The 24165-nt window shown below is 68.5% G+C and carries 19 protein-coding genes; 10 read left to right on the top strand and 9 right to left on the bottom strand.

From position 1 onward, the window contains the following. Window positions 1-75 precede the first annotated feature (75 nt). The 3 genes from BUS84_RS29745 to BUS84_RS29740 form a co-directional block, all read right to left on the bottom strand. Window positions 76-6264: a S8 family serine peptidase gene (locus tag BUS84_RS29745; RefSeq protein ID WP_074317545.1), complete on the bottom strand. Its 6189-nt coding sequence runs from the start codon at window positions 6262-6264 to the stop codon at window positions 76-78. A gap of 14 nt (window positions 6265-6278) precedes the next feature. Then, window positions 6279-6431, bottom strand: coding sequence for a hypothetical protein (locus BUS84_RS38410; protein WP_159451089.1), 153 nt, complete (start codon window positions 6429-6431; stop codon window positions 6279-6281). A gap of 80 nt (window positions 6432-6511) precedes the next feature. Continuing rightward, window positions 6512-9466 (bottom strand): ATP-binding protein, encoded by a 2955-nt coding sequence (locus BUS84_RS29740; RefSeq protein WP_074317543.1) that lies wholly within the window; start codon window positions 9464-9466, stop codon window positions 6512-6514. Window positions 9467-9842: 376 nt separating this feature from the next. Between BUS84_RS29740 and BUS84_RS29735 the strand changes: the two genes are divergently transcribed. The 3 genes from BUS84_RS29735 (at window position 9843) to BUS84_RS29725 (ending at window position 12266) form a co-directional block, all read left to right on the top strand. Then, entirely contained in the window at window positions 9843-10343 is a 501-nt protein-coding gene (locus BUS84_RS29735) for an HIT family protein (protein ID WP_074317541.1), read from the top strand. Window positions 10344-10666: 323 nt separating this feature from the next. Further along, window positions 10667-11683, top strand: a complete 1017-nt coding sequence (locus BUS84_RS29730; RefSeq protein ID WP_143728569.1) for a J domain-containing protein — start codon at window positions 10667-10669, stop codon at window positions 11681-11683. Window positions 11684-11732: 49 nt separating this feature from the next. Continuing rightward, a complete protein-coding gene (locus BUS84_RS29725) occupies window positions 11733-12266 on the top strand; it encodes an HAD domain-containing protein (RefSeq protein WP_074317536.1) in 534 nt (177 codons plus the stop codon). Window positions 12267-12285: 19 nt separating this feature from the next. Here the strand turns inward: BUS84_RS29725 and BUS84_RS29720 are convergent, their stop codons facing one another. Then, on the bottom strand, window positions 12286-12855 hold the full coding sequence (locus BUS84_RS29720; RefSeq protein WP_074317534.1) for a kinase: 570 nt from the start codon (window positions 12853-12855) through the stop codon (window positions 12286-12288). Window positions 12856-12913: 58 nt separating this feature from the next. After that, the gene (locus tag BUS84_RS29715; RefSeq protein WP_074317533.1) at window positions 12914-13303 is read right to left on the bottom strand and encodes a hypothetical protein; all 390 of its coding nucleotides are present in this window, start codon (window positions 13301-13303) and stop codon (window positions 12914-12916) included. 79 nt (window positions 13304-13382) lie between these two features. Here BUS84_RS29715 and BUS84_RS29710 point away from each other — a divergent pair, with 79 nt between their 5' ends. From BUS84_RS29710 to BUS84_RS29700, 3 genes are all read left to right on the top strand, one after another. Beyond that, window positions 13383-13910 (top strand): MarR family winged helix-turn-helix transcriptional regulator, encoded by a 528-nt coding sequence (locus BUS84_RS29710; RefSeq protein ID WP_074317532.1) that lies wholly within the window; start codon window positions 13383-13385, stop codon window positions 13908-13910. Window positions 13911-14022: 112 nt separating this feature from the next. Beyond that, window positions 14023-14967, top strand: a complete 945-nt coding sequence (gene sigJ / locus BUS84_RS29705; protein ID WP_074317530.1) for an RNA polymerase sigma factor SigJ — start codon at window positions 14023-14025, stop codon at window positions 14965-14967. A gap of 92 nt (window positions 14968-15059) precedes the next feature. Continuing rightward, entirely contained in the window at window positions 15060-16256 is a 1197-nt protein-coding gene (locus tag BUS84_RS29700; RefSeq protein WP_074317528.1) for an NAD(P)/FAD-dependent oxidoreductase, read from the top strand. Between the two features lie 176 nt (window positions 16257-16432). Here the strand turns inward: BUS84_RS29700 and BUS84_RS29695 are convergent, their stop codons facing one another. Together BUS84_RS29695 and BUS84_RS29690 are read right to left on the bottom strand one after the other, a co-directional pair. Then, window positions 16433-16903, bottom strand: coding sequence for a ribosomal maturation YjgA family protein (locus BUS84_RS29695; RefSeq protein WP_074317526.1), 471 nt, complete (start codon window positions 16901-16903; stop codon window positions 16433-16435). Between the two features lie 705 nt (window positions 16904-17608). Further along, complete coding sequence (locus tag BUS84_RS29690; RefSeq protein ID WP_074317524.1) at window positions 17609-18187, bottom strand: TetR/AcrR family transcriptional regulator; 579 nt, start codon at window positions 18185-18187, stop codon at window positions 17609-17611. A 91-nt stretch (window positions 18188-18278) separates the two neighbouring features. Between BUS84_RS29690 and BUS84_RS29685 the strand changes: the two genes are divergently transcribed. The 3 genes from BUS84_RS29685 to BUS84_RS29675 are packed head-to-tail and all read left to right on the top strand — an operon-like array spanning window position 18279 to window position 20725. Then, window positions 18279-19238 carry an ATP-binding cassette domain-containing protein gene (locus BUS84_RS29685; RefSeq protein WP_244298770.1) on the top strand — a complete coding sequence of 320 codons (960 nt, stop codon included), beginning with the start codon at window positions 18279-18281 and terminating at the stop codon, window positions 19236-19238. A gap of 29 nt (window positions 19239-19267) precedes the next feature. Beyond that, the gene (locus BUS84_RS29680; RefSeq protein WP_159451088.1) at window positions 19268-20080 is read left to right on the top strand and encodes an ABC transporter permease; all 813 of its coding nucleotides are present in this window, start codon (window positions 19268-19270) and stop codon (window positions 20078-20080) included. Window positions 20081-20095: 15 nt separating this feature from the next. Next, on the top strand, window positions 20096-20725 hold the full coding sequence (locus BUS84_RS29675) for a class I SAM-dependent methyltransferase (RefSeq protein WP_074317519.1): 630 nt from the start codon (window positions 20096-20098) through the stop codon (window positions 20723-20725). A gap of 417 nt (window positions 20726-21142) precedes the next feature. On the opposite strand, the gene BUS84_RS29670 is transcribed toward BUS84_RS29675, so the two are convergent. Further along, window positions 21143-21565: a VOC family protein gene (locus BUS84_RS29670; protein ID WP_074317517.1), complete on the bottom strand. Its 423-nt coding sequence runs from the start codon at window positions 21563-21565 to the stop codon at window positions 21143-21145. A gap of 56 nt (window positions 21566-21621) precedes the next feature. Next, window positions 21622-22380, bottom strand: a complete 759-nt coding sequence (locus tag BUS84_RS29665; protein ID WP_208869760.1) for a helix-turn-helix domain-containing protein — start codon at window positions 22378-22380, stop codon at window positions 21622-21624. A gap of 745 nt (window positions 22381-23125) precedes the next feature. Between BUS84_RS29665 and BUS84_RS29660 the strand changes: the two genes are divergently transcribed. Then, window positions 23126-24010 (top strand): S1 family peptidase, encoded by an 885-nt coding sequence (locus tag BUS84_RS29660; RefSeq protein WP_074317515.1) that lies wholly within the window; start codon window positions 23126-23128, stop codon window positions 24008-24010. Window positions 24011-24165 lie beyond the last annotated feature (155 nt).

The following is a 24165-nucleotide window of genomic DNA, read 5'->3' as shown; positions in this document are numbered from 1 at the left end:
GAGAGTGGTCAGAGCCTCCACGGCGATCCTTTCCGAGGAGGCTCTGACCACTGCTGAGGGACCGGTTCGGCTATCTCACAGGCGCGGGTCCTGCTGGACCTTCAGGGCGTTGAGAATCGGGTCGCGCTCGCCGATCTCGCTGCGGAGCTCGACCTTCAGATCGCCACCGGCGTGCTCGACGGTGATCGTGTTCACGTCCGCGGTCAGCGCACCCGCCCTCGCCTGCACGTCGTGGTCGTGGAGCACGGCTTTGCCGTCGACCAGAACATCGAAGGTACGCATGCCGGCCTTGACCTTCTCGATCTCCGCGAAGTCGAGGCCGAGCCGGTACGTCCCGGCGGGCGCGTCCTTGAACACGTAGGTGAACGTCTTGCCGGTCTGCTGGGTGCGGAACAGGTCGTCGTCCTCCGTGCCGCCGATGTCGGCCTTGGTGGCACGCGCCGTGCCGCCGACATGCCCCCACGACCCCGAGCCGAGCTCCTGGTCGGGCGACCAGACGAAGCCGTCGGCACCGACGTGCCCGGACCCGCCGACGTCGACGCCCTTCCAGTAGGCGGAGGTGGCCAGGCGGACCGGCTTGAGCTGGGCCTCGCCCTTGCCGGCGTTCGACGCCACGAGCACGTCCCCGACGAGCACGCCGGGCTCGACGTCGGTGTTGTCGGCCGTCGCCGTGACCGTGGTGGACTCGCCGACCGCGAGCTTGACCGTGCCGGCCGCGGCCGCGCCCGTGAGGGTCAGCCACGGAAGGTCGGCGGCCTCGTGCCCGCCGTCGCCGGTGCGTTTCTGCTCGCTGAGCCGCACCTCGAGTGGGGCGGAGCCGGTGTTGGTCACGGTCACGTCGGCCGTCGCCTTCTGGTCCGGGCCGAGGAACCAGTCGAGGTCACCTCCGGTGACGGTCGCGACGCCAGTAGTCAACGCCGTGTCGATCACCTCGGCCTGGTCCTTCTTGGCGATGGTCACCGGGTGGCTGGCCGTGACGTAGTTCGGCGCCCAGACCTCAACGGTGTTCTCGCCGACCAGCGCCTGGGCCTTCCACCGGCCCTTCTCGTCGGCCGTGATGACCCGGTCACCGCTCGGCCCCCTGAGCGTGACGATCGCGCCCGCGATCGGCTTGCTGTCGTTCGCGTCGGTGACCGTTCCCTCGATCGTGCCCGCGGCCGGGAGGGTGTACTCCAGCCCCAGGCCGGCCTTCAGGACGGGCTGGTCGAAGGAGTACTGGCTCGCGGGGTTGCGCGTCAAGCTCTCCAGGCCGACCGTCGCCGACGACCCCCTGGTGAGGGGGTTGTCGCCGCCGACGCCGTCGCCGTACCCGATCTGGATCCGTCCGTCAGCGATCAGGGTGACCGAGAAGCTCACGCGAGCCGTCTGGTCGCTGTAGAAGGTGGCGTTGCGCCACTCGATGACCTCAGCGGCCAGGCCGTCCACCTCGGTGGTGCCGAAGTAGATGCCCGCCTGGTCGTCGACGACCAGGTCGTCCCAGAGCGGATAGATCGCGTCGAACGCGTATGGCGACGGCAGCTCCGTGTTGTTCCCCACGGCGCTGGCCTGGTCGAAGATCAGCTGGCCGTTCGTCGTCACGCACACGCCGTCCCAGGCCGTGTCGTAGAACGGGAACAGGAAGCTGGAGTCGAACCACAGCACGCCGCAGACGTCATCGCCGTGCCACCCGGACTCCTCGGTACCCTGGCGGTAGAGCCCGTCGGTCACCTTCATCGAGTACGAGCGAGCGGCGGGGGCCACCGGCACGGGACCCGGCTCCGGCTGTTCGGGCTGGGGCTCCGGCTCCGCCTTGTCTGCGCGCGGGTCGAGCGTCACCCGCAGCGCGGCAATGGTCGGGGCCCGCAGTCCCTTCGAACCCCGCAGCTCCACGGTCAGCGGACCGCCCTCGTGCTTCACCACGGCGGTGCGCCAGTCGGCGGCGTTCGGCCCCACAGCCGCGGCCGCGTCGTACGCGTACTCCGTCAGCGATCCGTCCACGAGGACGTCGAACACCCGCTTCCCCTTGGCCACCTTCTCGATCTCGGCGAACCCGAGATCGATCGCGTAGGTGCCCTTGGGCGCGTCGGGGAAGCGGTAGAACAACTGCTTGTCCGGCGTGGTGCGCTGCGACTGGAACAGGGCGTCGTCCGTCGTGCCTTCGATCCCGGCATTCGTGGAGGTGACCTTCGTCTTTCCCTCGTAGCCCCACGCCCCGTCGCCGGAGGCCTGGTCGTCGGACCAGGTGTAGCCGGAGCCGTCGATGAACGATGGGCCGCCGGCGTTGACGCCGACCTGGTACTTCGTGGTCGTGAGCGTCACCGGGACGTAGGTCTTGGACTGGCGTCCGGAGTCGGACCTCACCACGATGTTCGCGCCGAGGACTCCGGGCTTGGCGTCCTTAGATGAGATCGAGACCTTGACGGTCGTCGACTCACCCGGGGCGAGGGTGCCGCCGGTCGAGGAGAGTGACAGCCACGGCAGATCGGTGAGCAGGTCGTCCTCGACGTCGACCAGCACGACGTCATCGGCGACCTGGTCCGCCGCCCACAGCGCCCCGGTCGAGTCGGTCTCGAGGCCGCCGCCCTGGCTCACCTTCTGGCCCGGGAACCACCACGCGTTCACCAGCGAGCAGTCGTCGGGGTCGACCTGCAGCAGGCGGGTGGGCCTGTTCGAGGTGAGGTCGGTGTACCAGATGGTGTCGGATGCCTGGTTGTAGGCCAGGCCCATCACCTCGGGCAGCGGCGGGGCGCAGAAGGACAGCAACGCACCCGCGTTGTCGTGCGACGTCCCGGCGACGGTTCCGATCATGCCGTTCGCCCGGCCGCCCACGTAGAACACGTCCTCCGTCGGGTTGTAGGCGAGTCCGGTCAGCTGCAGCGTGGACCAGTCACCCTTGATCTGCCGGGTTTCCTTCCCGGTCTTGCGGTCGAAGCAGTGGATGTAGCTGGCCGGGCTGTCCTCCATCTGGCACATGTCACCGGTCTTGGTGTCGAGCGCCATGTCGAACGCCCGGTACGCGGGGTTCCACGACGCGTCGAAGACCTTGCCGGTCGGCTTGCCCGTCACCGTGTAGGCGGTGTTGGTCCGCGCGTTGTAGTCGTGGACCCAGACGTCGCCGTCGTACCCGACGCCGGAGGGCTCCTTCTCCTGGATCGTGCCCGGGATGGCGATCCGGGTGATGACGTCTCCGCCGGAGGTCGCGCCGACCTTGCCGGCCGCCTGTGCTTCCGCGGCCTTCGCCGTCGCCGCCTTGCCGTCGACGTTCGACGGCTTCATGCCGCTCGCACCGGCCTTCCATGCGGTGAGGTCGATCGTGCTGTCCGCACCCTTCCCGGTGCGCGCGGTGGCGCCGGTGGCGTCAAGCTCGGGGTGGCGCGCGGCCTCGCCCAGGTTGTACGTGAGCGGGGCGGAACCGGTGTTGGTCAGCGTCAGCGAGCCCACACCGTTCTGGTCGGTGCCCAACAGCGCGTCGAGGCCGTTGGCCTTCAGGCCGGCGACACCCGTGGTCAGACGCGCGTCGATCTTGGCGTTCGCGTAGAGCTTGTCGAGGGAGAAGGGGTATGCCGCGGTCGTGTAGTTCGGCACGTCGACCGTCATGGTGTAGTCGCCGACCGGAAGCTGGCGATGCACGATGCCCGTCCCGTTGGTCGTGACGGTCTCGACGAGCCCATTCTTGTTCGTGAAGGAGACCTTGGCCCCGGCCACCGGCAGCCCGTCGTTCTGGTCGACGACGGTCGCGTCGAGGTACCCGAAGTCAGGCATGTCGTAGGTGACGATCATCCCGTCGCGCAGCACCGGGGCGCTGTCGGAGAACCGGATGCCGTCGACGCCGGCCCAGCCCTGTATGCCGGTGATGGCGTGGGCGCCGGCGGTCACCGGGTCGTCGGTCCCGATGCCGTCGCCGTACCCGAAGATCACTGTGCCGGAGCGGGTGAGCGTGGCCGAGAAGCTGACCGGCTCCGTGTACTCCGACCGGGTCGGATAGGCCCAGAGCTTGGCGTTGCGGAACTCGACGACGAACGCGTCCTCGCCGTTGACCTTGGTGGCTGCCGTGAAGACTCCCCCGCCGGGGGCGAACTCGACGGGGGATTGGACGTAGAACGGGAATATGCCGGCACCGCCGCTGCCGGGTCCGGTGCCGGTGTCCGGGGAGATCACGCCGCGCAGGCTGATACCGAGGGTGTCGTGGCTGCCGTTGTAGAGCGCGATCGGGAACGGCAGCTTCACCGTCGCCCACACGCCGTTGGTGAACGCGACCGGGTCGGTGCCGCGCAGGTGCTCGCCGTCGGAGACGGCGCAGCTGTAGCCGCCCTTGTCGACGACGAGCCCGACCGGGATCTCGCGCGACTCGTTCTGCGCCCCGACGGTCAGCGGGACCGTCGTGGGCGAGAAGCAGGCGTTGGGCTTGATGCCCAGCGTGTACCCGCCCTCGGGGACCGCGGTGATCGTGAACGCGCCGTTGGCATCCGTGCGTACCGGCTTCAGCGGCGTGTCCTTGACGGAGACGTCGGCGTTCGGGACGGGCTGCTTCTTGTCGTCGACAACCCTGCCGCTGATGTCGTGCCTCGCGGCGGCCGTGAGCGGCAGCTTGACGGAGGTGTCCTGGCCGAGGGAGATCGTGACGTCGGCGGTCGCGGTCAGGTAGCCGAAGACCTTGGTGCTGAGCTGGTAGTCGCCGACCGGGAGGTTCGTCGTGAACCGGCCGTCCTTGTCGGTTCCGATCGACCGGCTGAACGGCCCGCTGATCGTCACCTCGGCAGCGGGGACCGGGGCGCCGTTGGCGGTGACGATCCCGGTGAGGGTGCCGCCCTGCCGCGGCGCGAGCTCGAGCAGGCGGACGAGGTCGAGCCGGCCCTCGCCGTACTTGTTGTTGAAGGCGGCGGTGCCGCCGCACTCGGTGTCGTCGACGTCGACGGCCGACCCGGCGAGCAGGCGGCGGGTCTCCTCGACCTGTCCGATGAGGGTCGGGTCATAGCTCCACAGCGCCGCGACGGCGCCGGCGACGTGGGGAGCCGCCATCGATGTGCCGGACATCTCGGTGTAGCTGTTGTTCGGGTAGGACGACCGGACGGCGACGCCCGGAGCGGAGATCTCGGGCTTGATCCGGCCACCTTCACCCTCGCCCTTGCGGGAGAACGACGCGAGCGTGCCGCTCGAGTCGTACGCGCCAACGGAGTAGGCACTCTCGGCGGAGCCGGGCGAGGAGACGGTGTCGCACGCCGCGTACGGCGAGGTGTTGCCCGATGACCAGACGCTGAAGATGCCTGCGGCGCTCCAGGCCTCGTCGATGGCCTGGAAGAAGTCGTTGAAGTTGTGCTCGGCGTCCTGGCCCCACGAGTTGTTGATGACGTGGGGGCGTTTGGAGACGTCCGGGTTGTTCCCGTGGACGTCGGTCGGGGCGAGCAGCCACCAGCCGGAGTCGAGCAGCGACTCAGGGCCGTTCGACGCGCAACACCCGTCCGTCGCGATCCACTGCGCGTCCGGGGCGACGCCGACGTGGTTGGTGCCGTCGTCGCCGACCATGGTGCCCATGGTGTGCGTGCCGTGTCCGTTGTCGTCGCACGGCGCGCCCGTGCACGTGCCCCGGGTGGCCATCCAGTTGTAGTTGTGCTCGAACGTGCCGTCGGGCTTCGTGCCGCGGTACTGGTTCACCAGGGCGGGGTGGTCGAATTGGACGCCCGAGTCGAGGTTGGACACGGTGATGCCCGCACCGGTGGCGCCCATGGCCCACGCCTGGGGGGCGTGGATGGCGTCCAGACCCCACGAGACGGTGCCTGGCTCGGCGGCGGCCTTCGGGGCGGCGGGGCGGGCAGCCTGGTCAGCTGGGATCTTCTCGTCCACGGGCTCGACCAGCGCGACCTGCGGCGTCGCGTGGATCTCGGCGACCTGCACCCTCGAGGCCACGTTGAGGGCGAGCTTTTCGGTGCCCCCCTTGACGAACACGGCGTTGGCGATCGGGTAGGAGGTGTATTTGACGCCTGCCTGGTCGAGTTCGGTGGAGACGGATGCCAGGGAGTTCTTCGCCGCTGCGGTCAGCGCGTCGTAGACGAACTGACCACGAGCGGTCCAGTCGGTGATCTTCTTCGCCGGCCCGAGGTCGGCTTTGGTGTCAAACGTGATCCAGAAGTCGGAAGCCGGCTCCGTGCGGAAGCGGTCCTTCAGGTTCGACGCGATCTTTTTGGCGGCAGCGCCGGGATCCGGCTCAGCGGCGGACGCCGGTGATGGCTGGATCAGGCTCAGGCCGACCGCTGCGGCCAGCGAAGCCGCGAGGACTTTGAGTCTCATATGGGTCCTTTGGCCTACAGGGGTTGATAGGGGTCGTGGTTCTTGTGGTCGTCGGCACCGTCGGCGTCGCGGGCGTCGGGGGCGCTGACGCGCGGCTCGCGGGACAGCTCGGGTGGTGGCGGGTGCTCGATGGCGGCGTCGTCACGCGCGACAGGTCGCTCAGGCATGCATTGCCCTAGGGCTATGGATCATGGAGTCATGCTCGGGGGGACGAGTGGCCGTCGCTATCCAGCGGATACGTCAATTTTCATGACGGGTCGTCGAGGGAGTCCTCTTCTGCGAACACTCCGGCCTCTACCGCCTTGACCGCGAGCGCGGTCCGGGAGGTTACCTTCAACTTGCGCATCGCCGCACGCAGCTGTTGATCCACCGTGGCCGGCGACTTGGCCAGGATCCGGCTGATCTCCCGGTTCGTCTTGCCGGCGACAACCAGTTGGACCACGTCGAGCTCGCGCGGTGAGAGCTGGTCCCCGTACCCTCGTCGGCCGCCGCGCCACAATCGCGGAACCTCGGCGCCGTGTTCGCGAAGCCGCTGTGCGACACGGTCTGCATCGCCGCGGGCTCCGAGCCTGAACAGTTGCTCGTACTGTGCGGCCAGCAGCTCTCGACCTTGTTCGATCTGGCCTTGCGCTATGAGCGCCTCGGATTGACGCTCGCGGGCGAGCATGGCGTCGTAGGGGCGCGGCAACGCGCTCCAGGCGCGCGCCGCCCGATCGTATGCCGTCGCCGCGCGGGCGTGGTCTCCGGCTGCGGCGACCAGCAGGGCACGGCATACGGTGAGGGCGGCGCGAGGCGCAGGCGCCGTACGGCCACGCAGTCCTCTGGCGAACTGGTCGCCCAGGCGTGTCGCGGCCTTCAGGTCGCCCGCGGCGAGGTGCGCCTCGATCCGGGCGGGGACGAGGTCCGTCGCCCAGACCCAGATGCCTTTTCTCCGGACGGTGTCCATCGGCTCGTTCGTGATCTGCAGCGCCCGGCCGCTGTTTCCGTCCGTCAGCCACAGTCTGGCCAGCGCAGCGGCGGCCTCCATCGTGTCGTCGGCTGCGCCGAGACGGGCAGACTCCTCGAGGACCAGCCGGAACTGCTCCTCCGCAGCGCGCCGCCGTCCGGCTGCGGCTGCCAGCCGGGCCGCGAGGCGAATGCTGCCGAGGTAGTGCGCCGGCCGGTCTCGGTCGGCATCGGCGAGCGCCGCGCTTCGCTCCGCGAGACCCTCCCACCGGCCGGTCAGCCACGCCAGGTTGGCCTTTTCGAGTCGGACGTTGTGTTGCAACCGGGACGCCTGCTCGGCCTCGGCAAGGCGCATGGCCACGGCGAGGTGTTCTTCCGCGTCGTCGTACCGACCCCAGATCAGTGCGCCGGTCCCGACATTTGCGTGGATGCGGGCCACGTCGAGACGCTCCGCCGAGGTCGCGCCGTCGATGGGCAGGCCGGCGACGACGTCCCAGGCCTCCTCTTCGCCGAGCATGAGCAACGCCGCGGCTCGGTTGCCGGCCAGGTTCAGCCGCTCTGCGGGAGAATCGAATTCGGCGGTGAGCTCAGCGGCACGATCCAGCCAACGCCGATGGGTCGACGCCGGCCACGGCCCCGCATAGGCCCATCCCAGATAGGTCATTGCCCGAGCCGCCTCGACCGGGTCATGGTCGAGGTTGGCCACCGCTTGCTCGAGCTCGCTGAGTGCGGCCTGCGCCTCACCCCCGGTGATCAGGAGCCGACCCAGGGGGTTGCGGATCTCGGCCTGCTGGCGGGCGGAGAGACCGGGGGTCTCCAGCACCGAGCGCAGGGTGCGGATCACGCGGTGGTAGACCTCGTCGACCGGTTCACGGCGGCCCAGTGCGGCAACTCCGGCGATGCGCGCGACTCGTGCCCGAGCCGCCGGCGGCAGCTCGGCCCACGACAACAGATCGACCAGCAAGTCGACCGCCTTGGTGTGGTCACCCGAGGCCATGGCCAGCTCGGCACCCTGCTCGGCGTACCGCGCCCAGGACTGCGTCTCGCCCGCCTCACGGAAGTGGTGGGCAAGGCGTGCGACAGGCGGCGGATGGATGTCCTCCAAGGCCCGGCCGGCCAGCAGGTGGAAGTGTCTGCGGTCGGTCAACGGGATCGCTTCGTAGACAGCCGTGGCGGCCAGCACATGCCGGAATCGCCACTGGCCGCGGTCGTCTCCGTCCAGGACGCCGGCGTTGGCCGCCTCCGCGATAGCGCCTCGACACGCAGCTGGTGACAGACCGGCGGTCACCGCGATCGTGGCCACCGATGACCGCTCAGCCAACGTAGCCGCGGCTCGCAACACCTGCTGCGCCGTCGGCGACAGACGGCCCACCCGCTCCCGGGTGGAGTCGCGCACCGTTGGCGGCACCTGTAGCTCGCGCAGCTTCAGCCGGACCCACTGTCCGTCGCGGAAGACGAGGTCGGCACGGTCGCACATGAGGCGAACCGACTCCTCCAGCGCCAGAGGAACGCCACCGGTCCGCTCGTGCATGAACGTCGTGAACTCCTGCGATATCGGGTTGCCGTCCAGCATCGAGGACACCAGCGCTGCCGTGTCGTTGGGCCGCATCGGCGCCAGGGCGATCCTCAGCTGGGTCACGCCAGCAGGCAACCGGGACGTCAGCCGCAGCAACAGCGATCCGACGTCCACCTCCTCCGGCCGATAGGAGATCACGAGGCTTGGCCCGTCCGATTGCTGTCGGGAGGCGACGAACAGCAGGAACTCCAAGGTCACCTCGTCGGCCCAGTGAGCGTCCTCGAGCACGAGAGCGTTGACACGCAGCGCCCGCAGCAGCTCGTCCAGGGCGCGGAACAGGCGATGCCGTGCCGCCTTCGCATCGTCCAAGGGCTGCAATGCGGGCGGCAGGTCCGAGGACCATTCAGGGAACAGGGGCCGTAACGCACCCGCAAGCTCGGTGAGCCGCAATCGCGACACCGGGCGGTCGATCCCACGGAACGCGTCGACGATCGGCCCCAACGTCAGCGACTCGCGAAGCGGTGGGCACACCGAGACCAAGGCGGTGCGCTGGTCCGGCGCGGCCAACCACTCTCGCAGCAGTCGGCTCTTCCCGATCCCCGCCTCGCCCTCTACCAGCACGATCGCCGGTGGCCGGGCCAAGGCGACCCGAAGCGCCGCCATCTCCCGATCACGACCCACGAAATGCGGCGTAGAAACCGTCGGTGAAGTCCCGTCGTCCTCGGGCGAGGGGTCGAGCATGGGTGATGGTCTCGCTTTTCGATGCTCGGGCGCAAGTAGCATCGCGGCGACTCGCGTTGCGGGATCCTCAGCCGTAGTACCGATAATGGTGACGGCACCCTGCGCCTATGGTGACCCTCTGGGGACGTGATGGCAACGGTCATAACCGCCAGGCGCAGGCGCGTACCACGTGCCGCCCCCGCTCCCGCAGGGCAGCGAACGTCCGGCCAGCCCGAGACCGCCCGCGCGGGGCCGGATCGACGTCGGCCGTCGGCTCCTGGTTCGCGGGCACCCGCGCCGTCTACTGACCCACGCGAACCTACGCGGCGCACAGGGCGATCCGGGGGTGGTCCTGCGACGCCTTCCCAGTGGGTGCGCCGGATCTTAGGCTGCCCGGATGAAGGGCCAGCCGGCAAAGACGGCATTCGACCTTGATGGGTACGAGCGTCGCGTCCGCGAAGGCCCGTGCTTCGTCTGTGCCCTCGTGGCCGGTCACCCCGACTATCGGCACCACGACGTCTACGAGGACGACGACACCATCGCCTTCCTAGCTCGCAATCCGACGTTGCTCGGGCACTGCCTCGTCGCACCGAAACAGCACATCGAATGCTGGGTGCGGGACATGCGGCAACACGACTTCCTCCGCTTCCAGGGCATCGTGTACGCGGTCGCAACGGCGCTGGCAGCGGCCCTGCCCACGGAGCGGATGTACTCCCTGAGCCTCGGCAGCCAGCAGGGCAACGCGCACCTTCACTGGCACCTCGCGCCGCTGCCCCCGGGCGTGCCCTACCACCAGCAGCAGTTCCACGCCCTCATGGCCGAGAACGGCGTCCTCCCGACCGACGAGGAGGCGCAGGCAGCCCTGGCACGGGACATCCGCCGGCACCTCAGCACCTGAGGGTCGGTACCAACTCGGCCGCTGCCTGGCCGGTCCCCGGTGCAGCCCGTTCGTTGGTCGACGCGCCAACGGACAGCGCGTCGACCCCGCACGCCCGGTCAGCCGCCTCGAGATGCCGTGCTGGCGTAACGGGAACCCGCAGGCAGCGGCCACCCGCCGCCGGAGCGCCACCGGCTCACCAACCCGCGCCGTACGGCCAGCCCACGAATGGACACGTGCAGCGGTTCACTGCGGGTCGGGCGGGGCAGGGCGCGTCGTATCGACAATTGCTGTTATGATCACCAGGCACGCGCCTCGATCGTTCATAAGATCCGGTGGATATCATGTTTCCTGACGGACAGGATCCGTACACGCTTCTCGGCGTGACACGCGAATCGTCGGTCGCGGAGATTCGGGAGCGCTACCTCCTTCTCACGCAGATCTGGCATCCGGACCGGCATCAGTCGAGTCCGGCAAAGGTCCGGGAGGAAGTCACCCGGCAAATGCAGCAGCTTAACGCGGCGTACAAGCATCTGACGGATGTCCACACCCGCGCACGTCAGGACCGCGAGCGTCAGAACCGGGAACGCCAGGACCGCGAACGCGACACCCGCGACCGCCAGGACCGCGAACGCCAGACCCGGGAGCGTCAGAAGCGCGAGGGCCAGGACCGCGAACGCGAGACCCGCGAACGCCAGAACCGCGAACGCCAGACCCGCGAACGCGAGCACCCCCGAGCACAGTGGACGCACCCGGGATTCCCAGGCGCGAACCGGCGGGACACCTCAGCGAATCCGCCTTCAACTATTCACCCGATTGCTATCACACTTCGGTCTGGCGAAAGGGGGTATGCGCTTAGAGCGCACCTCGACGACGAACGGACCGAAGCGGCATTCCTCGGCGCCCAGAATCGCCTGCTCCTATTCAGATCCGCGGAATCCATGCGCAAGTATGTGGCCAGGACCGAATCCCATGAATTGGCCACCATCGCAGGGTGGGAGAGCTTCATGGACCGGATGGGCAGCACCGCGAAGGAGCCTGACGATGACCATAGCTTCGACTTCGACCTCGTCTCTTACAGCCTGAGATTTCCGCCGGCGCAGTGGGTCCCGACATTGTTCATCGCTCACCGCGATCTCATTCGAGAGATCTCAGAGGCGCTCGAGCTTGACGATGTGCTGAAGCTGCTGACCGTGGGTTCGCCCCTGGATCACCTCGATGATCTTTTTCGGGTCGTCGACAGGCCGATCGCCGGCCTGCGCGCCCGTCGCCAACTTGCGTCCCTCCAAGGCGGCTTGTTCAGCGGTGTGTGGCGGAAGGCGATCGGCGGAATCGAAGAACGCGTCCGCTGGCTACGTTGAACTGAACGCAAGGCCCCCGGCTCACGGGGCGAACGTTATCCTGCGGCCCATGCCCGCCCCTGCGCAACGGCCGCTGCTCTTCCTCGATGTGGACGGACCTCTCATCCCGTTCGGAGCGCCACAGGCAGCGCCCGCGGGCATGACGGGAGGCCGAGATGACGCGCTCCCCCGAGCGGGAAACACTCATCCGCTGCTCGGCAGGATCAGGTCGGAACACGGCTCGCGGCTGGCGGCACTTCCCTGCGATCTCGTGTGGGCGTCCACGTGGATGACCGACGCGAACGACGTGATCGCGCCACTGCTCGGCCTGCCGGCATTAGCGGTGGCGGAATGGCCCGACTCAGACGAGGACGACAGCGCACTGCACTGGAAGACCCGCGGCCTGGTCGAGTGGGCGCAGGGACGTTCCTTCGTCTGGGTCGATGACGAGATCACCCCTGCTGATCGCCTCTGGGTCTCCACCCATCACCCCGGGGTGGCTCTGCTGCACCGCGTCGACCCACGCCACGGCCTCACCGATCATGACTTCGCCGTCATCCGGGGCTGGCTTGAGCAGGTGCAAACCGGATCGTTGTTCCTCTGAAGACCCTCACTGGGACGAGTCACGGGATTGTCGGGAGCGCGTCGTCGTCGCGGCCGGCCTGGGGCAGTCCGGCGGCCGCGGCGATGACCGTCACGGCGTCCTCCACGCCGGTGGTCTCCGGGATGACGAGTTCGTCGGGCCAGCCCAGGGTGTCGTGTGGGGCGTACCAACCGCTCATGTCCTCGGCGGTGAACTCGGTGGCCTGCGGACGCGTGCGATGCCGACGCAGAGTCTCCGGCAACGACACGTCCAGGTAGCAGAACAGCGACCGTCCCCGATGGCCGTCGCGAAGCGAGGTCAACATCCTCCGGTAGTGGCGGGAGAACATGATGCCCTCCAGCACCACGTGGTAGCCATGGTCGAGCGCGAACCGGGCCGTCTGCTCGATCAACGCCGGCGCCGCGCCACCCGGCCGGTCCCGCTCGCGGAGCACGATGCGCCGCAGATAGTCCTGCTCGACCAGGGCGCAGCCCCGACCGTGCCGGCGCCGCAACTCCCGGGCGATGCTGCTCTTGCCCGAGCCGGAATTACCGCGGACACAGACGAGGATCGACTCCGGGGTACCGGTGCGAATGGGTTCAGCCACCACAGCGGGAGACTCCCAGGTTGGGATGAGCGCGTGCGGCGGGTCGCACACATACCGGGCTTCAGGCTGGTGCAGCGGCGGGTGGCGATTCGCGGAAGTGGAGCACGATCACGACGCCCAGGATGACGATGGCGAGCGGGTCGAACACCAGCGAGATGAGGTTCATGTCGGCTCGCATCCCGACATCGACGACGGTCAGGGCGAGAAACACCGTCTTGGTGATGATGGCCGTCGCCGCCGCCGGCACCCTGGCCGGCAGGAAGAAGGCTCCCCAGATGATGGCCGCACCAAGAGCCGCCTGCAGGACACCCCTGTGCTGGAGCAGCGCGGTGGTCATGTGGTCGGGATCGGCCAATCCGTAACTGCTCGCCAGCAGTCGCGGCCAGAACAAGGCAAGCGCCGGCGTCGCGGTGATCGTGCCGACGATGGTCAGGATGATGCGCGTCTTCATGCGACGCTCCAAAGTAGGGCCGGCCAGCTGATCGTCAGCATAGCTGATAATCAGCCGAGCGGAAGACTAAGCTCGGGGAGTGCTCTTATCCGAAGCCATCTCCTCCACCACCGGGTACCTTTTGCTGAAGTTGGCCGACCTCGCCAACACCAGGATGGAACAGGCGCTCCTGCCTTTCCGCCTACGCGGCCGAGACCTGCGGGTACTGACCTTCGTCCATGACGGCGAACCGTCCCAGCGCGACCTGTGCCGGCAGACAGGACTCGACCGCACCACGATGGTCGCGGTCATCGACGACCTCGAGCGCAACGGATACGTCCGGCGCGACCGCAGCCCCAGCGACCGCCGCAAACAGTTCATCAGCATCACCACGGACGGCCGCACCGTACTGTCGGAAGCCCTCCAGGCAGTGCGCCGGACCGAGGACGACTTCCTCGCCCCCCTTCCTAAGGACGAACGGCGCCAGCTTCACCAACAGTTGTCCCTGCTCTACGCAGCCCACGATCCCGGGTGCCGAACAGACGAGACGCCGGAACCCGGCCTGTTACCGGGCAGCGGCGCCGGTGTCGCCGGAACGCGCCAGAGCGAGGCCTCACCTTCGGGTTGATGCCCGCCGCCCTGCGGCTACCGTTCACGCCACTGATGCGGGCCCAGCCCACTACATTCGGTCACCGCTTAGCGGATGCTTTAGGCGCGCTGGAGGAACCTAGGATCGGGCCATGCCGTTGACCGCGAACGACGTCGACCGGTTCGAGGCCTCCAGGCCGCGCCTGGAGGCCATCGCCTACCGCCTCCTCGGCTCCGCCGGGGAGGCCGAGGACGCCGTGCAGGAGACGTTCCTGCGCTGGCAGGCCGCCGACGTCGACCGCATCGAGGTCCCCGAGGCGTGGCTGACGAAGGTCCTCACCAACCTGTGCCTCAACGAGCTCACCTCCGCGCGGGCGCGCCGCGAAACCTATGTGGGCCAATGGCTTCCCGAGCCGCTGCTCGCCGGGGACCCGATGCTCGGCCCGGCCGACACCGCCGAGCAGCGCGAATCGGTCTCGTACGCGGTCCTCACCCTCATGGAGCGACTCTCCCTCAACGAGCGGGCGGTGTACGTGCTGCGGGAGGCCTTCGACTACCCGCACCGGGAGATCGCCGAGATCCTCGACATCACCGAGGCCGCCAGCCAGCAGATCTTCCACCGCGCCAAGAAGCACGTCGCGGACGGCAAGGCCCGCACCGAGATCGACAAGGCCGCCGCCCGGCGGATCGTCGAGGAGTTTCTGGCGGCCGCCACCAGCGGCCGGACCGAGCCGCTCGTGCGCCTGCTCACCGAGGACGCCATCGCGATCGGCGACGGCGGCGGGAAGGTCCCGGCCCGCGCCAGGGCGTTCGAGGGCGCCGTCGCGGTCGCGAAGTTCCTGTGGGGCCTGTTCAAACCCGGCGAGGCCAAGCGCGCCGTGGTCGGCGGCAGGCCCGAGGTCTTCGCCTGGACCGCCAACGGCGACCCCGCCGTCGTGGCGGTCGTGGACGGCCGGGTCGTCGGCGTCATGTGCTTGGAGGTCACCGCAGAGGGCATCGCCGCGTTCCGCACCCAGGTCAACCCCGACAAGCTCGAACGCGCGACCGCGCACTGGGCGGCCACCGACCACGGGGAACCCTTGGTCGACGTTTTCTGACGATCATGTGAGGTGCTTCACATCGCGTTCCTGTCAGGAATTGGGGGGCCGCCCGGTTCAAGTGGCGAGACAAGCGAGATGGGAGCACGGAAATGCAGCAGCGCATCATCGTCCTCGGAGCCGGATACACCGGAGCCATCGCCGCCGGCCGCCTCGCCAAGCGGCTCTGCCGCGAGGACGCCGCCATCACCCTCGTCAACGCCGAGCCCGACTTCGTCGAACGCGTCCGCATGCACCAGCTGGCGGCTGGCCAGGACCTCAAGCCCCGGCCATTCAGCGAGATGTTCGCGGGCACCGGCGTCGAACTGAGGCTCGCGAAGGTCACCGGCGTCGACGTCGACCGCAAGACCGTCGCTGTCATCGACGCGAACGGCGCCGAAGAACTCGCCTACGACACGCTCGTTTACGCCCTCGGCAGCGGCTGGAACGCCCAAGGCGTACCCGGGACCGCCGAGCACGCCTATGAGATCGCCAGCCGCCCCGGAGCACTCCGGCTGCGCGAGCGCCTGGCCCGCCTCGACGCCGGGCAGACCGTGGTCGTCGTCGGCGGCGGCCTCACCGGCGTGGAGGCCGCAACCGAGATCGCCGAGGCCCGCCCGGACCTAGACGTCGCCCTCGCCGCCCGCGGCGGCCTCGGCGACTGGCTCTCGCCTAAGGGCCGCGAGCACCTGCGGAAGGTCTTCGGCAAGCTCGGGATCACCGTGCACGAGCACGCTGCCGTCACCGGCGTCGAAGCCGACCGCGTCGCCACCGCCGACGGCAAGGCCATCGCGGCCGGGGTCACCGTGTGGACCACCGGCTTCTCGGTCCACCCGATCGCGAAGGCGACCGCCGTTGAGGTCACCGGCACCGGCCAGATCGTGGTCGACGGGACCATGCGCTCGGTCTCGCACCCGGACGTGTACGCCGTCGGCGACGCGGCCATGGTGATGGGCCCCGGGGACAAGCCGCTGCGGATGTCGTGCGCCTCAGGAACTCCGACCGCGTGGCAGGCCGCCGACACGATCGCGGCGCGCCTGACCGGCGGGAAGCTCCCGAATACGTCGATCCGCTACTTCCAGCAGTGCATCTCGCTGGGCCGCAAGGAGGGCTTGATCCAGTTCGTCACCGCCGACGACCGCGCCGTGCAGGCGGTCTTGACCGGACGGCTCGCCGCCGTCTACAAGGAGCTGATCTGCAAGGCCGCCGCCTGGGGCGTCGCCAACCCGACTCTCGGGCTCCCGACCCGACGCCGCCGCGTCACGCGGCAGCGGGCCGCAGCGGGCTCGGCCGTCCAGGTGGTGGCGTAGAGCACGACGCGGAGCGGGCGCCCTCGATGCGATCGCACCCGCTTCGCTGCCGAGGGCGGCACGATCATTGTCAAGATCGTCGGCGTACAGGTCGACTCGTCCGTCGCCCACCAGGTCAGCCACCGTCACATGATCGCTGACCTGCTGTTTCTTAGGGCGCTGCTGGTCGTCGTCGGTCATTCTTGGTCGGCGTTCGACGGTCCCATGAGGGCCACGACGGCCCAACCACGGCCCGACTCAGCGGGTGTCGGGTTTGTTTGGGAACGTGTGCGGGCACGGAGGAACCAATGCGCGGCGACCAATGGGATGACGCCGACGGGGTACCAGGCAACATCAATGAGGTCGAACTGGGCGCCTAGCAGCTGGCGCGCGAGCCAGCTGCGTTGGGAGAGTGCCGCGGGTATGGGGGTGAGCTGTGCAAACTCGATGAACCAGCAGTATGCGATCGCGGCGCTGCCGGCGGCCAGTGGGGAGATCAGCGGCCATATGAAGATCACTATCGTGTAGACGATGGCCGCGGACAAGGCGGCGCCTGAGTACTGTTCGATGGGCCCGTCCATCGTGGCGCGGATTGCGAAGGCCGCGACTGTAAAGCCGGCTGCCGATACCACCATCAGCAGCCGAGTCCAGCGCACTGCGAGCGGCATCGCGCCATCATAAGTGGCAGCGCAGCTAAGGTGGCAGCGGGTGGGCTGAGCTTGGACGGGCCGCAGCTGCACCGCTGCTGCACTGAAGCCAGCTGCCCGCTGCCCGCTATTTGCCAACCAACCCACCTGGTTGAGTTGAAGCGGAACTCAGAGCCCCGATCATCCGACCAGCGGAAACCCTAGGGGACACCTGCTCACAGGACGCTTCGGGCTGCCGTAGTCGCTCGCTGTTTGACGACGTTTGACGGTGTCTTGTGCCCCCTCTGTGCCCCACACTGCCAGGCGACGCTTGACCCGGGCACCACGTCCCGATCACGTCGGGCCGCGCCGCTAACCATCGGTGGCGGTCAACACCTGGGCATCCAACACCGCAATAGAGCGGCCTCCCTGGGCGACGAGCGAGTCATTCGCCGCTCGACCCCTCGCTTGTAAGGCGCGTCCGGCGATGGTCGCTGTGTGCACCACCCTTCGGGACATCCGGGGGCTTCCTCTGGTCCGTCCGCTGATGTTCGCCGATGATCGGCTCGGTTCATGTCACCTGCTGATGTCAGGCACGCGTCGACCCCCACACTGGCAGGAGTAGGCACAGAGCCGTCAGCCTCGGGCGGCGCTGCTCCGCCCTTCCGCCGATGCATGGGGCGGTTCGGACGGATGCACCGCCTTGGCTACTCGCGTGGCTACTCAGTGCGTCGACTTAGCTAGGCGTCAGGCGCGCTGCGCGGCGGCGATGACGCCGTTGACCGCCTCCATGATCCGATCGGCCGCACCGTCTGGATCGGGCTGGCCCGCGTCGAGCCACGCCGTTACTGCGGCAATGGCAACGGTGGGCACGAGTTGGGCGGCCCAGGCCGCCCACTGCGGGTCCGGGATGCTGCTGGCGAGGTGCTTGTGGGCGACGGTGGTCATGTTCATTTGGAATTGATCCATCGCGTGCCGGAACTCGGGTTCTCGTACGGCGTGGTGGAACAGCAGCCGGAAACCGGCGGGGTCGTCCGCCCCTGCGCGCAGCAGTCCGGGGATGCTCGCCTCGGTGAACTCGTCCGCTCCGACCGCAGCGATCAACCGACCGCAGGCGCTGTCGAGGACTGCTTGGTAGAGGTCGGTCTTGGAGTCGAAGTGGCGGTAGAGGATTGCTCGGCTGATGCCCGCTTCGGTGGCGATGTCGTCCAGGTTGGTGGCGGCGAAGCCGGCGGCAGCGAAGGCTCGTGTCGCGGCCGTGATGATCTGTTCCCGCCGTTCGGCTCGCGGTAGGCGTCGAGTCGCCTGGCTCAGCTGTTCTGCCATTGTCCCCTCCTGTTGCCTGGTCTAGGCAGTTTACAACTCGGAGTGTATACGCTAGCGTCTACATTCTGCAGTCGACATGTGGGAGGTACCGGTGGACGATTTCATCATCCTGGTTGACGACGCGGTGAAGACCTTCCGCGGCGGCCACCGGGCCTTAGACGGGCTGAGCCTTCGGGTGCCTTCCGGCGTCGTCTACGGACTGCTCGGTCCCAACGGCGCCGGCAAGACCACCCTGATCCGCGTCCTGGCCACACTTCTCCCGCTGGATGCCGGCACGGCCCGGGTCGCCGGTCTCGACGTGCGTGGGGATGCGGCCGGCGTGCGGAACCGGATCGGCCTGGCCGGGCAGTACGCGGCGGTCGACGACTACCTGACCGGGCGCGAGAACGTCGAAATGGTCGGCCTCCTCTATGGGTTGACCCGGCGCGAGGCCCGCCGTCGCGCCGCCGACGTCCTGGAATGCATCGACCTTGCCGGTGTCGGTGACCGCCCTGTGCGCACCTACTCAGGGGGCATGCGCCGACGGCTGGACCTTGCCGCGTCCCTCGTCGGCGCTCCACCCGTGTTGTTCCTCGACGAGCCGACGACCGGCGTCGACCCAGCCAGCCGACGCCACCTGTGGGACCTGGTCCGCGACCTCGTCGACGGCGGCACGACGGTGCTGCTCACCACCCAGTACCTCGAGGAGGCCGACCGGCTCGCCGACCGGATCGCCCTGATCAACCACGGCCGGATCGTCAGCGAAGGGACCACCGGCGAACTCAAGGACCGAGTCGGCGACGCGGTGGTCGAACTCGACGTGGCCGACCACGACCGCCCCAACACGCTCGCCGCGCTCCGTGACATCTACGACGCCCCACGGACCGACGGCGCGCGACTGCCCATCGTTGTCCCGGCGCCACAGGGGAAACGGTCACTGCAGGACGTGCTGCACCGCCTCGATGTTGCCGGCGTCGCACCGGCATCGATCGGCCTGCGTAAGCCGACGCTCGACGAGGCCTTCCTGAGTCTCACCAAACCGCCGACTAGCACTGCGAGGGCCGCCCGATGAGCATCGCCGCAGCTATCACACAAACCGTCGTGCACCCGCCGGGACTGCGCCGCGCCGCCCGCGACATCGTCGTGCTCACCCAGCGCAACCTGCTTCACACCGTACGACTGCCTGGGGTGCTGCTGGTCTCCAGCATCATGCCGGTCGTCTTCATCGTGATGTTCACCTACGTCTTCGGCGGTGCCGTGCAGACCGCGCTGCCGCCGGCGACCGGCGGGAAGTACGTCAACTGGCTCGTCCCCGGCCTGCTGGCGCAGTTCGCGCTGTTCGGCGGTGCCGGCACCGCGTCCGGACTCGCCGACGACCTCGCCAAAGGCACCATCGACCGGTTCCGGTCCCTGCCGATGGCACGGGTCGCCGTACTAGCCGGACGTACCTTCTCCGACCTGGTCCGCTCGACCGGGACGCTCACGCTGATGGCCGGCGTCGGCTTCCTCATCGGCTTCCGCTGGCAAACCAGTTTCCTCGGCCTGGTCGCCGGCGTCGTGGTCGCCCTAGCCTTCGGGTACGCCTGGTCGTGGGCGATGGCGGTCGTCGGACTGGTCGTGCGCACCGCCGAAGCCGTCCAAGCCGCCGTCTATGTCGTGGTGTTCCCGCTCGGGTTCACCAGCGCCGTCTTCGTACCGGCGCAGTCGATGCCCGCATGGCTTCAACCGTTCGCCACCCACCAACCCGTCACCGCGACCGCGAATGCGGTACGCGGCCTCATTCTCGGCCCCGGGGCGCTGCCCGCCGGCCAAACCGTCGGCGCGCAGGTCGGCCTGGCACTGCTCTGGGCCACAGCCATCACCGCAGCCTGTGTGCCGCTGGCCGTCCGCGCCTACCGCCGCACCGTCACCTGATCATCGGAGGCCACCATGACCATCGAACCGCTCGACCGCAACCGGCGCATCTGGGACCGCATGGCCCCCGGCTACGACCGCCAGATGCGAAGCTTCGAACCCCTGCTCATCGGCCGGGACCACCGGCCGTGGGCTTGTGCCCAAGCCCACGGCGACGTGCTGGAGGTCGCCATCGGTACCGGCCTCAATCTCCCCCACTACCCGCCCGGCACCCGACTGACCGGCGTCGACCTTTCCCCCGCGATGCTCGCCGTTGCCGGCAAACGCGCGGCCGGCCTCGGCCTCAACGTCGACCTCGCGGAAGCGCCCGCAGAGCAATTGCCGTACGACGGCGCATCATTCGACACGGTCATCTGCACGCTGTCCCTGTGCAGCGTTGCCGACGATCGGGGCGCCGTCGCTGAAATGCACCGCGTGCTACGCCCCGGCGGCCGGCTCGTCCTGCTCGACCACGTCGCCGCCACCAACCGCCTCCTCCTGACGCTGCAACGCCTATGGGAGAAGGCAACGCTCCGGTTCGCTGGCGACTATCAGACCCGCCACCCACTACCGATGGTCCAGGACGCCGGCTTCGTCGTGGAGGAAAGCGAGCGTTTTAAGCTCGGCACCGTCGAGCGTCTCCGCGCGATCAAACCCACGCGTTAGGTTCCGCAGCGCGGGTAAGGGTGTGACAGGCCGCGCGAGGCGCTCGGTACGTTGTGATCGACGACCAGGCCGCCATGGGCTGCCTCGCGGAAGGAACGACTGTGACGGCGGAACCACGTGGTCAGTTTTCAGGCGGAGCCGACACGATGTTCAGCCGCTCACGTGACCGATAGGTCCACAACCTGGTCGTCGTGCTCCCTGGACTCCTTGACCCCCAGGCAACCTACACCTGGCTTTGACCTGGCGCTTTACGGCGGGTGAGCTGCTGCAGTGGTCCCCCGGCGTCCACGCTCGTCCGCCAGGGTGCACTCCGACGGTCACTCGGCTAGTCATTCAGTCAAGGCCGAGTCGTGCCCCACCTTGCTGAGCATCACGTCCGGTGGGACATGCCTGCGCGGCGTGGCACCGAGACCCCGGTCAGTCCTGACCGGTGGTCGGATCGTCGCCCACGGCGCTCGGGTCGTAGGCCAGGAGTTCCCAGCAATGGCCATCTGGGTCGTCGATCGCCCGGTTGTACAGCCAGCCCAAGTCCTGGGCCGGGCGTGGCTCGGTGGCGCCGGCGGCAAGCGCCGCGTCCGCGAAGCGGTCGACCTCCTCGCGCGACCGGGCGGCAAGGGCGTTGATCACCTCTATCGCGCCATGCGCGATGGGCCGCTTGGTGAACGTCGCGAACTGCTCGGGTGTCATCAGTTGCACGGCGATCGCCTCGCTGAGCACCACCTGGGCGGAGGTGTCGTCGGTGAACTGCGGATTGATCGTTCCACCCATCGCCGTGTAGACCTTCTTGCTCGCCTCCAAGTCGGCGACCGGCAGGTTGACGTAGATCTGTGTGTACGACATCTCAGTGCCTTCCAGGACGTTCTGTCGTGCCGGTGTGCTCCGGCGTCAACACAACGTTATGGGCGTACCTCGGTGTCGGTCTTGTACAGAAGCGACAGCACCTCGTTGGCGTCGGGCCGCCGTAACTGGGTCGCTGTACGTCCCAGGAAGCGGGTCAACGAACGAGCCATGTGCGGCTGGTCGTGGTACCCGACCTGCTGCACTACCTCGATCGCAGCCGCGCCCTGGATCAAGAGAATCGCAGCTTTCCTGGCCCGCTCGATCTGCCGAATCGTGCCCTGGGTCAGCCCGGTCGCCACGACCACCCGACGCTGCACGGATCGAGGCGTGACCAAGGTGGTCGTGTCCCCTCGGAGAACATCGGTGACCAGCGGATCGCGGACCAGCAGTCCGGCACGGACCAGGCGATCCACGAAGGCGTCGGCGTTGTCGTAGGTCGGTAGCTGCCACTCGTCGCCCTGCAGGACGAACATGCGTGCCGTCGTGTGCGGGCTCGACACCGCGGTGTCGACCAGGGCCGACACCGGCATCGGCGCCAGGAACGCACCGTGTTTGAAGATGATCCCGAAGGTTTCGCCGTCACCCGGGGCCAAGTCCAGGACCGTAGGCATCGTCTCGGGACCGCGCACCGCCACATTCGTCTCGCCCCGGTCATGCCAGACCACGAACTCCCAGTTCGAGTTCGCGACCGACCGCATCCGCGCCGGCAACGGCCCAGTCACCTCGCCGGCTCGGTAGATCCGCTCGACATACGGCGAGTCGGACGGGCGCTGCTCGACACCGAGATCCAGATCCAGGCTCCGGTCGACCGCCACGATCGGGAACGTAGCATGACCAGGCACCCAGCCTGATTCGGATCTCAATGACGTGACGGACGACAGCCCGGATCCCTTGCGCTGCTGGCTTTCATGTCAATTCGTTCTTGGCAGGGGACTGCGAGCGCGCGCCGGTTTACCTCCGACGAGGCCGTGGTGGGTATGCGGCGCGCGCAATCCGGGCAGGCCCTGGCCTGCCGGCGACTGCCGGCCCGAGGAGTACGGCGCGGACGTGCGACGGCCGCCGCGCCTCGGCCGGCTGCCGGCCCACCACACCACCGGTCAACGGTCTGTCGTTCTGTGGCGGCCCGCTGGGCTTCCCGCTGTCCGCGCCAGCTGCCGGGCGTCAGGCGTCACGGCCGCGGAGCGACAGCGGCGGCGGCCCGTCGGGAGGTCTCGATCCATTCTCTGAACGGTAGCCGGGTAAAGGTCGAATCCCAGCAGCTGAGCCCCCCGCGCGAGTGGCGAGCGGGTTGACCCCAGCCGACCCCGTTCGCTTGCGCTCCGCCGTTGCCCCGGGCTGATCAATCAACTTCGAGCCCGTGACCAGCACCAGTGCCGGATCGGCGGTTTCATAACCTGCACGCTCGTCCATCGACCCGCATCTTGCAAATTGATGGATGCATGTCGATACTGACGAGAGCGTCTGTCGGGAGGACGACATCGACTGACCAGGCGATGCGTTTCCCGACGACGAGTCACGGGACCTCACCCATCCGGTCCTATCACTCCCGAGGAGGAGTCAGTGAGGATCACCAGCCCAACCCGCAGTCGCATCGCCCGATCCGCCCAGCTGTTCGCCGTAACCCTCGGCGTGGTCGTCACCACCGCACTCGCCGCGCCGACCGCCGTGGCCGCCTCCCCTCAGACCTACAGCGCCAGCGACCTCTCGGCGGTGAACGACGCAGTGCAACGCTCGGGCGTCGAGGGCATCGCCTGGCGCATGGACGTCACATCCGCCCGGGTCATCGTGACCGCCGACGACAGCGTTTCCCGCGCCGAGATCGCGAAGATCAAGCAGACTGCCGGCGCCAAGGCCGGTGCGATCCGGATCGAGCGCGCATCTGGTGTCTTCACCCCCCTGTTGGCCGCTGGCAACGCCATCTACGGCGGCGGCTACCGTTGCTCGCTCGGCTTCAACGTCGTCAGCGGCAGCACCTACTACTTCCTCACGGCCGGGCACTGCGGGGATGTGGCCAACACCTGGTACACCAACTCCAGCCTGACCACTCTCATCGGCCCGACCATCGGCTCCAGCTTCCCGGGCAACGACTACGCGCTCGTCCGCTACGACAACACCTCGCTCACCCACCCGGGCGGGTTCACCGTCGCAGACGCCTATGTCGGAGAGTCGGTCAAGCGCACCGGTTCGACCACCGGCACTCACAGCGGAACCGTCACCGCGCTCAACGCCTCGGTCCGCTACGTCGGTAAGGGCGGCGGCACCGTGAGTGGCATGATCCAGACCAACGTGTGCGCCGAGCCCGGCGACTCGGGCGGCCCGCTCTACGACGGCAGCAAGGCGCTCGGCATCACCTCTGGGGGCAGCGGTGACTGCAGGTCCGGTGGCACCACGTTCTACCAGCCCGTACGCGAAGCGGCCAACGCATTCGGCGTGACCGTCTACTGATCCATCCGGTACGGCCCGGCCGACAGGCTCCCCGCACTGCGGCTGGGCCGCCGCGACCAGGCGGGGGCACGCGGACCACAACGCTGCGCCGGCTCGATGCTTCCGGTGTTGCAGCGAGCCGAATGAGAAGGGCTCCCGGCCGTGGCCGGGAGCCC

Origin of the sequence: Micromonospora cremea (genome assembly GCF_900143515.1) — a bacterium.
GTDB lineage: Bacteria > Actinomycetota > Actinomycetes > Mycobacteriales > Micromonosporaceae > Micromonospora > Micromonospora cremea.
The sequence above is the reverse complement of the archived record's forward strand: the minus strand, read 5'-3'. Positions and strand labels throughout refer to the sequence as shown.

Excerpts from the sequence above, each read along its gene's own strand:
- sigJ (WP_074317530.1), top strand. The coding sequence starts at position 14,023 with ATGCCGTTGACCGCGAACGACGTCGACCGGTTCGAGGCCTCCAGGCCG.
- BUS84_RS29745 (WP_074317545.1), bottom strand. The coding sequence starts at position 6,264 with ATGAGACTCAAAGTCCTCGCGGCTTCGCTGGCCGCAGCGGTCGGCCTG.
- BUS84_RS29735 (WP_074317541.1), top strand. The coding sequence starts at position 9,843 with ATGAAGGGCCAGCCGGCAAAGACGGCATTCGACCTTGATGGGTACGAG.
- BUS84_RS29690 (WP_074317524.1), bottom strand. The coding sequence starts at position 18,187 with ATGGCAGAACAGCTGAGCCAGGCGACTCGACGCCTACCGCGAGCCGAA.
- BUS84_RS29695 (WP_074317526.1), bottom strand. The coding sequence starts at position 16,903 with ATGCCGCTCGCAGTGCGCTGGACTCGGCTGCTGATGGTGGTATCGGCA.
- BUS84_RS29740 (WP_074317543.1), bottom strand. The coding sequence starts at position 9,466 with ATGCTCGACCCCTCGCCCGAGGACGACGGGACTTCACCGACGGTTTCT.
- BUS84_RS38410 (WP_159451089.1), bottom strand. The coding sequence starts at position 6,431 with ATGCCTGAGCGACCTGTCGCGCGTGACGACGCCGCCATCGAGCACCCG.
- BUS84_RS29715 (WP_074317533.1), bottom strand. The coding sequence starts at position 13,303 with ATGAAGACGCGCATCATCCTGACCATCGTCGGCACGATCACCGCGACG.
- BUS84_RS29725 (WP_074317536.1), top strand. The coding sequence starts at position 11,733 with ATGCCCGCCCCTGCGCAACGGCCGCTGCTCTTCCTCGATGTGGACGGA.
- BUS84_RS29675 (WP_074317519.1), top strand. The coding sequence starts at position 20,096 with ATGACCATCGAACCGCTCGACCGCAACCGGCGCATCTGGGACCGCATG.
- BUS84_RS29670 (WP_074317517.1), bottom strand. The coding sequence starts at position 21,565 with ATGTCGTACACACAGATCTACGTCAACCTGCCGGTCGCCGACTTGGAG.
- BUS84_RS29730 (WP_143728569.1), top strand. The coding sequence starts at position 10,667 with ATGTTTCCTGACGGACAGGATCCGTACACGCTTCTCGGCGTGACACGC.
- BUS84_RS29700 (WP_074317528.1), top strand. The coding sequence starts at position 15,060 with ATGCAGCAGCGCATCATCGTCCTCGGAGCCGGATACACCGGAGCCATC.